Genomic DNA, 12,319 nt, shown 5'->3' with positions numbered 1-12,319 from the left:
CCGGCCCAGCAGGAGGCCCCGGCTGGGTACGGGGTGCCTGCGCTGTCGGCGGCGCCTGCTGCGCCTGTCGCCCGAGCGCGGCCAGGTCGCTCCGGACCTCCGCCATCTCGGCGGTGATGCGTCCGAGACGGGCGTCGAGGTCGGCGAGTGTCCGCTGGAGGTGGTCGGGGTGTTCCGGGTTCACCCCTGAATACTCTCCCGTACCGGCCGCCTCGTCCACAGGCTCCGCGGTCGGCCGGCCTCCCTCTATCGCCGCGCGAGGTGGGCCTGCGCCCCGGCCCGCGACCGCAACACGAGGACCACACCGACCGCGCTGACCGCCATCCCCACCACCGCGAGAAGAGTGATCGGCACCCCGAACATCAACCACACCCAGACCATGGTGGTGGGCGGGGTCAGGTAGAGCAGGACGCTGGCGACCGTGGCGCCGCGGGTGCGGGTGACGAACACATAGAGGACGTACCCGCAGAGCGTCGACAGGAAGACCAGCCAGGCCACCGCCACCCAGAAGTCGGGGTCGGCCGGCACCGCTCCCTGCCCGACGAGGAGCATCGCTGCGACCAGGGCCCCCGCCGCGACGACCGACTGCATGGTGATCGCCTGGAGCAGGGTCTCCGTCGGCCTGAGGCGCTGGGTGAGAACCGTCCCCGTGGCGAGGCTCAGCATCCCGGCCACCGGGAACAGGTACGCCCACCACGGCGCACTCCCGGCACCCAGGCCGCCAGAGACCACCACCACCACGCCGGCCATCCCGAGCAGCATGCCGAACCACATGACCGGCGTGGTCCGTTCCCCGAGGAACCTGCCCGCGACGGTCGCCACGAGCAGCGGCTGCAGGGCCGCGATCAGCGCCGCCGTCCCGCCGTCGACACCGCGCGCGACGCCCTCGAAGATCATGAACAGGAACACGGCCTGGCTGAACAGACCCAACACCGCCTGCCGCGCCCACGCCCTCCGGTCGGCCAACCGCACGCCCAGCACGAGGCAGACGGAGAGCAGCAGCACCCCCAGGATCGAGAACCGCCACCCGAGCAGCTGCAGCGGGGTCCCCCCGGTCCGGGTCCCGAGCTCGGCGCCGACATAGCCCGAGCTCCACATGATCACCAGAGCCACCGACGCCAGATGGCCGGCGTTGCGGCGGAGCGCATCTCGAGCGGGCGTGGGCATCGGCACAGCCTACGAAGCGGCCGGCCTCGTCGTCGTCGTACCGTCGGCCCCACCCCCGCGCCCGGGACCCGCCGCCGGTGATCCGCAGAGGGACGGCGGACGACGAACGCCCCCGTCCGGAGGGACGAGGGCGTTGCCGATACCTGCTGTGCGCCCGAAGGGACTCGAACCCCTAACCTCTTGATCCGTAGTCAAGTGCTCTATCCATTGAGCTACGGGCGCAGTATTCATCTGTCGTGCCAGTTCATCCGGTCACCCGGTGCTCCGGCATGGCGGAGGCGAGAGGATTTGAACCTCCGGTCCCCTTTAAGGAGGACAACTCATTAGCAGTGAGTCCCATTCGGCCGCTCTGGCACGCCTCCTGGAGGCTCTGCTGAGCCAACGAGGGATAACAGTACACACCGGTCGGCGGGGTGCGCAAAACGGCCGGACACCCCGCCGTCACCCGGTGGACCTACTCTGGACGCATGTCCCCCGACGTGCGCACCGACCTCGACGCCATCCCCTCGTACGTACCCGGCGCCACCGTCCCGGGCGCGATCAAGCTCGCCTCCAACGAGACGACCGCGGGCCCGCTCCCGAGCGTGGCGGCCGCCATCGTGGACGCGGCGGCAGGGGTGAACCGCTACCCGGACATCACGGCCGGGGCCCTCGTCTCCCGACTGTCGGAGTACCTCGGTATCCCAACGGAGAACGTCACGGCGGGGTGCGGGTCGGTCGCGCTGTGCCAGCAACTCGTGCAGGCGGTGTGCGCCCCGGGGGACGAGGTGCTCTTCGGCTGGAGATCGTTCGAGGCGTACCCGATCATCGCGCGCATCGCCCACGCCGTCCCCGTCGCGATCCCCAACCGCTCCGACGGCACCCTCGATCTCGACTCCCTCGCCGATGCCGTGACCGACCGGACCCGGGTCATCTTCGCGTGCACCCCCAACAACCCCACGGGTCCGGCGGTCTCCCGGGCCGCGCTCACCGCGTTCCTGGACCGCATCCCGGAGCGGGTCACCGTGGCGCTGGACGAGGCCTACTACGAGTACCTCCGATCCGAGGACCCGATCGACGGCGTCGCCGAGTCCATGGCCCGGCCGAACGTCGTGGCACTGCGGACGTTCTCCAAGGCGTACGGTCTGGCGGGCCTGCGCGTGGGCTACCTCACCGGACCAGCGGGGCTGGTGGCATCGGTGGGGAAGATGGTCGTCCCCTTCTCGGTGAGCTCGCTCGCCCAGGCCGCGGGGATCGCATGCCTCGAGGCCGGCGACGAGCTCCGCGCCCGCACGGACGCGGTGGTCGCGGAACGGGAAAGGGTCCGTGAGGCGCTGCTCGGACTCGGGCACGCCGTCCCGGACAGCCAGGCCAACTTCGTGTGGCTGCCGCTCGGGGACGCCGCGGCGGCGTTCGACGCACACTGCCGCGACCACCTCGTCATCACGAGGTGCTTCGCCGGAGACGGGGTGCGGGTGACGATCGGCGACCCGGCGGAAAACGACCGCCTACTCGCCGCCGCCCGCACTTTTGTGATCGGAACGTGACTGTTCCGGCGGGCTCCCGTGACCTCGCACCGGCACAGTGGTCGGGGTTCGAGGGGGCGGAGTGGTGCTCCCGCTCGCGGCCCCACGTGTCCGCGTGCCCGACCTGGGCGGGACCCGAAGGAGCCGGATGAGACAGAAGAGTTCATGGGACAGCGTGAACTCCTCGCCCATCCAGGTCGCCCTGTGGTCGGGTTCACAGTCAGCCGCCGCCGTCCGCGGCGCGCAGTCCTCGCCCCGTCGCCTCGCCGGGGTTATCACGCTGGTGCTCACGGCCATCGGCGCGCTGGTCCTCACCCTCGCCTCCGCGCCCGCCGCCGACGCCCGCCCCGGCGAGTCGGGCCGGCCGTGGACGCCCTCGGTGGAGACGCAGTCGGTGCGGATCCTCGGAATCGGGGAGTTCTCCGGCGCGCTCACCCGACCGGTGGGGTTCCAGGGCCAGCTCCGGGACGGCTCGGGGAACGTGCGACCGGCGGGCGGGGGGTCCCACCTCGCCGCGACGGTGGGCAAGCTGCGAGACCAGTCCGGTGACGCGATGCTGCTCGCCACCGGTGACTCCATCGGCGGGACGTCCCCGGAGGCTGCGCTGCTGGGTGACCGGCCGACCGTCGAGTTCTTCAACCGCCTCGGGGTGAACGGAGCGGGCGTCGGGAGGCGTGAGCTGGAGAAGGGCGCCGACCACATCCGCGAGTTGGTTCGACCGGCGTGCCGTACGGAGCAGGACTGCCGGGTGGACCCGCCCCTTCCCCCGTTCCGGGGCGCGGCCTTCCCCTTCCTGGCCTCCAACGTCATCCCCTCCCCCGACGCCGCACCCACCTTCCCGTTCGCGATCCAACGGGTCGGGGACGTGCGCGTGGGAATCGTGGCGGTCACCGTCCCCTCCGACAGCGCCCCGGAGACCACCACCCGGCTCTCCGACCCCGTGAAAGCGGTCAACGAGACCGTCGACGCGTTGCAGTTCCTCGGCGTGGAGGCGATCGTGGGGCTGGTGCAGTCCACCACGGTGCACGGCAACCTCGACCCCGGGGCCTGCCCGGAGGAACTCACCGAGCTCGACCTGATCACACGCCTCGATCCCGCGGTCGACGCGCTGATCGTCGGCGCCTCGGGCGGTCCCGCCACCTGCCGGGTCAGGGACGCGGAGAACGAGGAGCGTGTCGTGGTGGCGCCGGCGTCACACGGACGGTCGGTCGCCGTGGTCGACCTCGCCGTCGATCCCGCCACCGGCGACGTGATCCGTCCCCAGACCTCGGCGTTCAACCAGACGGTGAACGCCGACATCGCACCCGACCCGGGCACCGAGGAACTCGCGCGCCAGGCCGGTGCCGCCGCGACCGCGGAGGCCCGCACGCCCCTTGGTTCCGCCACCGAGACGATCCCCCGGAGGATGGACTCCAACGGGGAGTCCCCGCTGGCCGACGTGATCGCCGACTGCCAACTCCACGCCACCCGGGGAAGGGGCGCCCAGCTCGCGCTGTCCAACCCGGACTCGCTGCGGACAGACCTGCCCCAGGGCCCCCTGGATTACGCGACCCTGCACACCGTGCAGCCCTACGGCGACCGCCTCTACCTGGTCACCGTGACGGGGCGGGAACTGCGAGCGGCGTTCGATTACTTCGCCGACGACATCGGCGACAACGGCCCGGCGGTCTCGTCCAACGTGCGCTACACCGTGGACACCCGGCGACCGGCAGGCGCGAGGGTCTCCGAACTGCTGGTCGACGACCAGCCGGTCGATCCCGACCGCGAGTACACGGTCGTGGTCAACGAGTTCCTCTCCTCTCCCGAGTTCAGGGGCTCGCCCCTCGCCGAGCGGGGGGATCGCCGGGAGGCGGGCCTGACGGACATCGACGCGCTCATCCGGTACGTCACCGACGAGGGCCCCCTGAGCGCGCCTGACACCGGGCGGGTCCAAGTGCTCCGGTAGGCGTGGAGACCGCCGCCCGCCTGCAGATCGCGGCCCGACATTCCTCCTCACCTGCGGTCACCGGAATCCGGTAGGGAACCCTTAGGTTTTTCGCGCCGCTCATTCTAAGATCGATTTCACCACGCCGTCCGGCGCCCCTCACCGGACTGTGGTGAACGGCGACTGCGTCCAGCATGAGTCGGCTATTCCTTCTTTCTGATTCGTGCCTGAGAAAATGGTGGTCATGCTGCAGCGACGACGTTGTCACCGCCCCACGAGAGCCGCGCGGATCGGCGTGGTCCTGGCGACCGCCTTGGCACTGGGGTCGGGATGTGTGACCACCGGCGCGGCGCCGGTCGTGGTGACCGACCTCCGCGCCCCGGTGAGGCTCGACGAGGTCACCGTCCAGCGGTTCGAGTACCCCACGAACGGCACCTCGGATCCGGAGCAGAACTGGGCGGACCTCTACCTGCCCGCCGGGGAGCAGCTCCCCAACTCCATCCCCCTGGCGGTCCTCATCCACGGCGGGGCGTGGCGGGACCAGATCGGGGCCGACTCGTTCGACCCGCTCGCCCGAACGCTGGCCAACCGCGGGATGGCCGTCTACAACATCGAGTACCGACGGGTGGGCTCGGGCGGCGGATGGCCGACCACGTTCCACGACGTCGCGAGCGCTATGGACCACGTGGTCGAGGTGGACAAGAAGTTCCCGCAGATCACCACCGACGACGAACTGGTGGTGGGGCACAGCGCGGGAGCCCAGCTCGCCGTGTGGGCCGGAACGCGACACACGTTGGACGACGACGAGGTCGGCGCCAAACCGGCGTTCCGCCCGACGCGGGTGATCTCGATCGCCGGCCCTCTGGACATGGTCTACGCGGCCACCCATGGCGACGACAGGATCGTCACCGCGATCGGCGGGACCCCGGCGGAGGTGCCGGAGCGCTACGCGAAGGTCGATCCGATCCAGAACATCGCCACAGATACCCCGGTGGTCGCCATGCACGGCGCCCGCGACGTGACCGTGGGGCCGGAGAACTCCCAGCGCTATGTGGACGCGGTCGGCCGCGCCGGGGGGAAGGCCAAGATGGTCCTGTTCAACGACGAGGACCACGGCTCCCTCGTGTCAGGGGACTCCCGCGCCTACCCGCGGGTCCTCGAGATCATCCGCCACGTGTCGGCGGCGGAACTCCACGAGACCACGGCCTGAGCCGAGATCGGCGCGAGCCGGCGGTCAGGTCAGCTCAGGACCGTGTCGAGCCAGCCGAACATCCGCGCATCGGTGAGCTGTCGGGCCAGCGGCTGGCAGTGGTAGTTCGCACCCTCGGCAGCGGTGAACCGGGCCAGTTCGGTGGGGCCGCCCGCGCCCTCGGCGAGCCGCTCGGACTGGCCGGGCCAGAACTGCTCGTCCTCCGGGTCGGTCACGAGCAGTGGGGTGGTGATGTCCGACATCTCGTCGGCGGTCAGCGAGTAGCGGTGGACCGCGGCGAGGGTGTCGAAGTACCCGGTCTCCCCGTACGGTCGGGCACGGAAGGCCCACGTCCGCGCGGTGGAGGAGGAGAACTCCATCCCGAGTGACATGTCGCGGTCGAACGCCTCCTTCTTGCCCGCGCGGAACAGCGTCATCAGGCTGGACGGGATGTGCGTGGTCCACGACGCCGCCACGTCCACCACTCCGGGGTCGGCGACCGCTGCGGCGAAGCGATGTTCGTAGGCCAGCGCCCGCGAGACCCAGAACCCGCCCTGACTGATGGCGTACACGGCCAGCGCTCCGGCGTCGACGTCGGAGCGGTCCAGGAGGAAGTCGACGACGGGGGTGAGGACCGACTCCCAGTCCGGGCGGAAGCCGATCCCGCGCTCGAACAGCATCGACTGCTGGCCCGGTCCGTCGAAGAGCAGCACGTTGTATCCGCGCGCGAGCGCGCCGGCCGCACCGTTGTGCCAGAGCCCACTGGTCGCCCCGTCACTGCCGTTGACCATCACCAGTGTCCGGCGGGGTCCGGGCTCGGTCGACGGCCGGAGGAACCACCCGGGCATCGTGTCCTTCTCCCATGGGATGGACACCCGTTCGATCACCCGGTCGGTGGTGTCGACGAAGCGCTCCCAGCTCGCACGCTGGAGGCGGAACGTCGACGTCAATTGCCCCTCGTCCCGCAGGCCGCTGGCCGCGTTCACCGCCACCGCGAGATACGTGGACGCTCGGAGGTAGGCCATCGACGCGGTCACCGTCCGACCGGCCGCCGCCTCCCGGTCCGCCGCGGCGTGGACCCCGCTCCCGAGGTCGTGCCAGGCGTGGAACCAGTGATCGTGGTCGCCGTCGCCGACCCCGTCCACGGTCGCCAGGACCTCCCCGGCCTCGGCGGCGCCGTAGGCGACGGCCCCGAGCAGGCACCGCACCTCGTAGTCGAAATCCGGATCCTTGTAGAACCCCGCGCTCAGCGCGCGGTGGGTCCGGGCGGAGAAGAAGGTCGACATGCTCAGGTCCCCTGACAGTTGGTGGTGGGTGCGAGGCCGGCGAACCGGTCGGCGAGGAACTGGGCCGTCTGCACCTGGAAGGGTGCGAACGCCTCGGAGTGGGCGAGGCCGTCGTACTGCGCGTAGGTCACCGCCACACCGCGGGTGCAGTACTCGTACGCCAGACCGGCGACATCCGCCGTCACCATGACCGAGTCGCCGATCCCGTCGACGTCGCCCACGGCCAGCAGCATCGGGACCCTCGGCGTGCCCGCCGTGCCCATCACGTTGTCCCCGATCGCGCTCACCACCGCCGGGATGTCCAGCAGGGACGTGTACGGGGCGCGGACCATCTGGGCGTCGGTGAGTCCGGGGTAGTCGGCGGCGAAGGCGTTGATGCACTGCGAGCTGACGATCTCGACGAGGTGGCGGCCGTAGTCCGACAGGAAACTGTCGGTGTCGATCCCATACGCTCGCTGGTAGGCCACGACGAGCGCGGGGATGACCCCGGCCCATGTGGCGCTCCCGCTCACGTACGGGAGGTTGTGGGCCACGTTGACCGGCAGTCCTCCGGCGGCCGCGCCGACGATGTTGAGTTCCGGGGCGTAGGTCGGCGCCACCTCGGCACCCCACTGGGTGGGCACGGACCCGCCGGAATATCCGGCCAGCCCCACCGGCGTCGACGCCGGCAGTCCCAGATGGTCGATCGTGGCGCGGACACCGTCCAGGGCGGCGTAGCCGGACTGGCGCCCGATCGTCCACTCGAGGTCCGGTCCCTCGTAGTCGGGAACGACGACGGTGTAGCCGGCCGCGAGATATCCGCCGATCACACCCTGCTCGGCGATCGCGGCCCGGCCCGGGGCACCGTTCCCGGTCAGGGTGTAGGAGGGGTCGCATTCGGAGCCCAGCGCGTCGTAGGCCATGTGGTAGGAGATGAGCCTCGGGGGCCCCGGGACCAGGGGCCTGAGAACCGTCGCGACCGTCGCGCTCGGCGCGCCCGCCTGATCGGTGGTCCGGTAGAGCACCTGGGTGCTGGTGAGCGGTGTGGCGAGTTCGAGCGACCCGTAGGTCATGGTCCTGCTCTTGATCACCGTTCCCGGCGCGAGATCGGCGATCGGCCCGTCCGGGGTGTAGAACGGATCGGCGGACGGCAGAGGCACGGGTGGCGGAGCGGCGGACTGGGCCCCGGCCGCTCCCGATCCGGCGCCGACACCGGCGCAGACCAGGAGGAGGAGGGCGAGGGCGCACGCGACGCCCCCACGCATCTGACGGATGGCGGTGCTCGTGCCGACCATGGCGCACTCCCGGCGGTTCGTCGCGCTCAGAGGATGTGGTGGTGGGGCCGGGTCGCCGCTCGACGGCGGTGGACGGCCCCACTCTCACTGCGAGATCTCTCTGATCATCCCAGCAGGGACCACCGTGTGTAAACAGGTGATTATTCGTCCTGGTGGTTTAGCTGGTCGCCTTCTGCGTCGAGCTGTTCGAGCAGATCGACCGCCGCGCGGGCGTACTCACCGATCCACCGGTCGTGGATCCGCTTGATCGGCAGCGGTGCGAGCGACAGGTGGCGCTCGCGGCCGACCTTGCGGCCCGCCACCAGGTCGGCGCGCTCGAGCACGCGCAGGTGCTGCAGCACCGTGGTGCGGTCGATGTCGGGGAACAGGGCGCAGAGACCGCCGGTCGTGCGCGGCGAGTCCTTGAGCGCGTCCAGCATGCGCCGCCGTATCGGGGCGGCGAGAGCCTTGAACACGGCGTCGTCGTCGTCCGCACCCTTGCGCGCACCGTCATACATGTTGTAAATCTACAACATGTCTGGAGTGCTGAGAGAACTGACCTTCACCGTCTCGGGCCGCGTGGGGCGGCCCGTCGACGCCGTCTACGAGGCCGTGGCCGACCCCGCGCAACTGTCCCGCTACTTCACCACCGGGGGCGCCCGTGGCAGGCTCGAGCCGGGCGCGGAGGTCTCGTGGGAGTTCGCCGACTTCCCCGGCCGATTCCCGGTGACGGTGGTCGAGGCCGATCCACCCCGGCGACTGGTCATCAGGTGGGAGGGCGTCGAGGCCACGGACACCGAGACCACCACGGTCTTCGAGTTCGAACCGATCGACGACGGCGCGCGCACGCTGGTCACGATCACCGAGCGGGCCTGGCGCGTGACGCCCGGCGGCGCGGAGAGCGCCTTCGGCAACTGCGAGGGGTGGACGATGATGCTCACCGCACTCAAGGCGTGGGTCGAGCACGGCATCAACCTGCGAGAGGGCTACTACGCCTGAGTGCGGTCACGTCGACGTCCGGGGCGGAAGTGGAGGGATTTGAACCCCCGGTGCTGTTTAGGCACGCTCGCTTTCAAGGCGAGTGCATTCGGCCGCTCTGCCACACTTCCCCGTCGTCCGCCACGACACGCCAGGGCGCGTGGTTCCACGTGGAACACGCGTGGACGACGCTGCTCATCGTAGTGGACCCTCCCGCCCACACCCAGCCCGGCTGCCGGCCGCGGCCATCGCGGCTACGGTCGAGGCATGAAGGCCATCGAGTATTCCAACGGTCCCGATTCCCTCCGGCTGACCGAGGTGGACGATCCGCACCCCGGGCCCGGCGAGGTCCTCATCGACGTGGCGGCCACGGCCGTCAACCGCGCCGACCTCCTGCAGTCCCAGGGCCTCTACCCGCCGCCGCCCGGAGCGTCGGAGATCCTCGGACTCGAGTGCTCCGGACGGATCTCGGCCGTGGGCGAAGGCGTCGAAGGCCTGGCCATCGGCGACGAGGTGTGCGCGCTCCTGGTCGGCGGCGGGTACGCCGAGAAGGTGGCCGTGCCGGCCGGGCAGGTCATGCCCGTTCCCGCCGGCGTATCACTCCACGAGGCCGCGACGCTGCCCGAGGTGGCGTGCACGGTGTGGTCCAACCTCGTCATGACCGGCGGGCTCGGCCGCGGCGTCCTGTCTCCCGAGGCCCGCTGGGGCGACACGGACCTCGGGGCCCCGCGGGTGCTGATCCACGGCGGGGCCGGGGGCATCGGTTCGCACGCCATCCAGGTCTGCCGCGCGCTCGGCGCCCGCGTGGCCACCACCGCCGGAGGCCCGGAGAAGGTGCGGAAGTGTCGCGAGCTCGGCGCCGACCTGGTCATCGACTACCGCGAGGAGGACTTCCCTGACCGGGTCAGAGAATGGACCGACGCGGACGAGCGGGGCCGTGGCGTCGACCTGATCCTCGACGTGATGGGCGCGAAGTACCTCGAGCCCAACATCGCCTCACTCGCCCCGGACGGCCGACTGATCGTGATCGGCATGCAGGGCGGGGTGAAGGGAGAGCTGAACCTGGGGGCCCTGCTCCCCCGCCGAGCCGGCGTGCTGGCCACCAACCTCCGTGCCCGCCCGGTCGACGGTCCCGGGGGCAAGACCGGCATCTGCCGGGAGGTGGTGGACTGCGTGTGGCCGATGGTCGCGGCGGGTGACGTGACCACCCGCGTGTCCCGGGAGATCCCGCTCGAGCGCGCGGCGGAGGCGCTGGCCCTGCTCGAGTCGGGGGAGAGCCACGGGAAGATCCTGCTGACCGTCGGCTGACGTGCCGGCGCCGTGTTCCGGAGGGCGACTCTCAGCCCGCCTGGAGCTGGTCCAGCATCTCGAGCACCTCGTCGCACCACCTCACCCACGCCTGCTCCACCTGGATCCCCAGCGTGAGCACGCGGTGCTGGAGGAGGTCGCGGGCGTCGGCCGGGTCGGGCCGGGCGAAATCCCGGTCCTCGATCTCGCGGTACCGGCGGAGATTGTCGGCCCGCTGGTCCCGGTGATGCCGCAGCGCCTCCCGGACCTCGTCGACCGCCCCCGTCGCGGCCGCGGCACGCACCCGCACCGCCATGGTGGACCGCATCGGGTCCGGCTCGTCCGGTTCGCGGATCCACTCGGTGAGCAGCCTCCGGCCGTCCCCGGTGACCTCGAAACGACGCGGGTTACCCCGCGAGGGGGCGCCCTCGAGAGGGAGCTCCCGGATCAGCCCGGACTCCGCCAGCCGGTCGAGCTCCCGGTAGATCTGCTGGTGGGTGGCCGGCCAGAAGTACCCGATCGACTTGTCGAACCGCCGTGCCAGCTCGATCCCGCTCCCCGCCCGCTCGGTCAGAGAGGTGAGAATCGCGAACTTCAGTGACACGGTGTCAGCGCGCAGCCAGGGCGGACGCCGCCTGCTCGTACTCCGCGCGGAGCCGCTCGACCAGTTCGCGCACGGTGCCCGACGTGGAGACAGCGCCCACGCCCTGGCCCGCGCCCCAGATGTCCCGCCACGCCTTGGAGTCCGCGCCCCCACCGGAGCCGAAGTCCATGGCTGTGGGATCCGAGACGGGTAGGTCGTCCGGGTCCAGCCCGGCCGCCTCGATGCTGCCCCGGAGGTAGTTCCCGTGGATGCCGGTGAAGAGGTTGCTGTAGACGATGTCCTCAGCCTTGCTCCGGACGATCATCTGCTTGTACTCGTCGGCCGCGCGGGACTCCTCGGTCGCGAGGAACGCCGAGCCCACGTATGCCAGGTCGGCGCCGGCGGCCTGCGCGGCGAGGATCGACCGGCCGTGGGCGATCGCCCCGGACAGCAGCAGCGGGCCGTCGAACCACTCGCGGATCTCCTGGATCAGGGCGAACGGCGACTGCGTCCCGGCGTGTCCCCCGGCGCCGGCGGCCACCGCCACCAGCCCGTCGGCCCCCTTCTCTATGGCCTTGCGGGCGAACCTGTCGTTGATCACGTCGTGCAGCACGATGCCGCCGTAGGAGTGGACGGCCTCGTTGACCTCGGTACGGGCACCGAGGGAGGTGATGACGATCGGCACCTCGTGCTCGACGACGGTCGCCAGATCCTGCTCGAGCCTGTCGTTGGACCGGTGGACGATCTGGTTGACGGCGAACGGGGCCACGTACCGGTCCGGGTTCGCCGCGGCGAAGGCGGCGTTGCTCTCGGTGACCTGGTCCAGCCACTCCCCGAGGGCCGACTGCGGTCGCGCGTTGAGCGCCGGGAACGACCCGATCACCCCGGCCTGACACTGCGCGGCCACCAATTCCGGGCCGGAATAGATGAACATCGGCGAGGCGACCACCGGGACGGTGAGCGGGCCGGCGAGCACGGAGGGAAGGGCCATGAGCTGTCCTTTCGAGACCGGTATGGGGTCGGCTGTCCCCGACCGTACGGCCGCCCACCGTTTTATGCAACTAGTTGCACAAAACACCGGGCGCACGCCAGCGGAGCGTTCTGATCACCTCACCGCGCACCGACCGGGTAGATCTCCTCCGCCAGC

Annotated in this window: 12 protein-coding genes and 3 tRNA genes; 5 read left to right on the top strand and 10 right to left on the bottom strand. The window is 70.9% G+C overall.

The genetic code is table 11. The features are described 5' to 3' along the window. From G6019_RS09545 to G6019_RS09530, 4 genes are all read right to left on the bottom strand, one after another. On the bottom strand, positions 1-184 hold a 184-nt coding region (locus G6019_RS09545; protein WP_182627489.1), incomplete at its 3' end, for a hypothetical protein. A gap of 62 nt (positions 185-246) precedes the next feature. After that, positions 247-1,167 (bottom strand): DMT family transporter, encoded by a 921-nt coding sequence (locus G6019_RS09540; RefSeq protein ID WP_182613648.1) that lies wholly within the window; start codon positions 1,165-1,167, stop codon positions 247-249. 149 nt (positions 1,168-1,316) lie between these two features. Then, a tRNA-Arg gene (locus G6019_RS09535) sits at positions 1,317-1,389 on the bottom strand. Between the two features lie 48 nt (positions 1,390-1,437). After that, positions 1,438-1,529 (bottom strand) — tRNA-Ser (locus G6019_RS09530). Positions 1,530-1,634: 105 nt separating this feature from the next. Between G6019_RS09530 and G6019_RS09525 the strand changes: the two genes are divergently transcribed. From G6019_RS09525 to G6019_RS09515, 3 genes are all read left to right on the top strand, one after another. After that, entirely contained in the window at positions 1,635-2,693 is a 1,059-nt protein-coding gene (locus tag G6019_RS09525) for a pyridoxal phosphate-dependent aminotransferase (RefSeq protein ID WP_182613649.1), read from the top strand. Positions 2,694-2,820: 127 nt separating this feature from the next. Next, the gene (locus G6019_RS09520) at positions 2,821-4,617 is read left to right on the top strand and encodes a bifunctional metallophosphatase/5'-nucleotidase (protein WP_182627488.1); all 1,797 of its coding nucleotides are present in this window, start codon (positions 2,821-2,823) and stop codon (positions 4,615-4,617) included. Positions 4,618-4,840: 223 nt separating this feature from the next. Continuing rightward, a complete protein-coding gene (locus G6019_RS09515; RefSeq protein WP_182613650.1) occupies positions 4,841-5,806 on the top strand; it encodes an alpha/beta hydrolase family protein in 966 nt (321 codons plus the stop codon). A 29-nt stretch (positions 5,807-5,835) separates the two neighbouring features. Here G6019_RS09515 and G6019_RS09510 read toward each other — a convergent pair whose 3' ends face one another. The 3 genes from G6019_RS09510 to G6019_RS09500 form a co-directional block, all read right to left on the bottom strand. Next, positions 5,836-7,071, bottom strand: coding sequence for an alpha/beta hydrolase family protein (locus G6019_RS09510; protein ID WP_182613651.1), 1,236 nt, complete (start codon positions 7,069-7,071; stop codon positions 5,836-5,838). Positions 7,072-7,073: 2 nt separating this feature from the next. After that, positions 7,074-8,315: a lipase family protein gene (locus G6019_RS09505; RefSeq protein WP_439822628.1), complete on the bottom strand. Its 1,242-nt coding sequence runs from the start codon at positions 8,313-8,315 to the stop codon at positions 7,074-7,076. A 170-nt stretch (positions 8,316-8,485) separates the two neighbouring features. After that, positions 8,486-8,842, bottom strand: a complete 357-nt coding sequence (locus G6019_RS09500) for an ArsR/SmtB family transcription factor (protein WP_182613652.1) — start codon at positions 8,840-8,842, stop codon at positions 8,486-8,488. 16 nt (positions 8,843-8,858) lie between these two features. On the opposite strand from G6019_RS09500, the gene G6019_RS09495 reads away from it, so the two are divergent. After that, the gene (locus G6019_RS09495; protein ID WP_107755487.1) at positions 8,859-9,323 is read left to right on the top strand and encodes an SRPBCC domain-containing protein; all 465 of its coding nucleotides are present in this window, start codon (positions 8,859-8,861) and stop codon (positions 9,321-9,323) included. 24 nt (positions 9,324-9,347) lie between these two features. Here G6019_RS09495 and G6019_RS09490 read toward each other — a convergent pair. Further along, positions 9,348-9,433, bottom strand: a tRNA-Ser gene (locus G6019_RS09490). Between the two features lie 136 nt (positions 9,434-9,569). Here G6019_RS09490 and G6019_RS09485 point away from each other — a divergent pair. Further along, entirely contained in the window at positions 9,570-10,610 is a 1,041-nt protein-coding gene (locus tag G6019_RS09485) for an NAD(P)H-quinone oxidoreductase (RefSeq protein ID WP_182613653.1), read from the top strand. Between the two features lie 31 nt (positions 10,611-10,641). Here the strand turns inward: G6019_RS09485 and G6019_RS09480 are convergent, their stop codons facing one another. Both G6019_RS09480 and G6019_RS09475 read right to left on the bottom strand, forming a co-directional pair. Then, on the bottom strand, positions 10,642-11,193 hold the full coding sequence (locus G6019_RS09480; RefSeq protein WP_182613654.1) for a helix-turn-helix transcriptional regulator: 552 nt from the start codon (positions 11,191-11,193) through the stop codon (positions 10,642-10,644). A 4-nt stretch (positions 11,194-11,197) separates the two neighbouring features. Continuing rightward, positions 11,198-12,163 (bottom strand): NAD(P)H-dependent flavin oxidoreductase, encoded by a 966-nt coding sequence (locus tag G6019_RS09475; protein WP_107755484.1) that lies wholly within the window; start codon positions 12,161-12,163, stop codon positions 11,198-11,200. Between the last annotated feature and the right edge of the window lie 156 nt (positions 12,164-12,319).

It is taken from the genome of Dietzia sp. DQ12-76 (genome assembly GCF_014145045.1).
In the GTDB taxonomy this organism is placed as follows: Bacteria; Actinomycetota; Actinomycetes; order Mycobacteriales; family Mycobacteriaceae; genus Dietzia.
Note: the sequence above shows the minus strand (reverse complement) of the source record. Positions and strands in the feature narration are given on the sequence as shown.

Bases quoted from the DNA above. Each gene is read 5' to 3' on its own strand.
- G6019_RS09520 (WP_182627488.1), top strand. From the start codon at position 2,821: ATGAGACAGAAGAGTTCATGGGACAGCGTGAACTCCTCGCCCATCCAG.
- G6019_RS09540 (WP_182613648.1), bottom strand. From the start codon at position 1,167: ATGCCCACGCCCGCTCGAGATGCGCTCCGCCGCAACGCCGGCCATCTG.
- G6019_RS09510 (WP_182613651.1), bottom strand. From the start codon at position 7,071: ATGTCGACCTTCTTCTCCGCCCGGACCCACCGCGCGCTGAGCGCGGGG.
- G6019_RS09525 (WP_182613649.1), top strand. From the start codon at position 1,635: ATGTCCCCCGACGTGCGCACCGACCTCGACGCCATCCCCTCGTACGTA.
- G6019_RS09500 (WP_182613652.1), bottom strand. From the start codon at position 8,842: ATGTATGACGGTGCGCGCAAGGGTGCGGACGACGACGACGCCGTGTTC.
- G6019_RS09485 (WP_182613653.1), top strand. From the start codon at position 9,570: ATGAAGGCCATCGAGTATTCCAACGGTCCCGATTCCCTCCGGCTGACC.
- G6019_RS09515 (WP_182613650.1), top strand. From the start codon at position 4,841: ATGCTGCAGCGACGACGTTGTCACCGCCCCACGAGAGCCGCGCGGATC.
- G6019_RS09475 (WP_107755484.1), bottom strand. From the start codon at position 12,163: ATGGCCCTTCCCTCCGTGCTCGCCGGCCCGCTCACCGTCCCGGTGGTC.
- G6019_RS09495 (WP_107755487.1), top strand. From the start codon at position 8,859: ATGTCTGGAGTGCTGAGAGAACTGACCTTCACCGTCTCGGGCCGCGTG.
- G6019_RS09505 (WP_439822628.1), bottom strand. From the start codon at position 8,315: ATGCGTGGGGGCGTCGCGTGCGCCCTCGCCCTCCTCCTCCTGGTCTGC.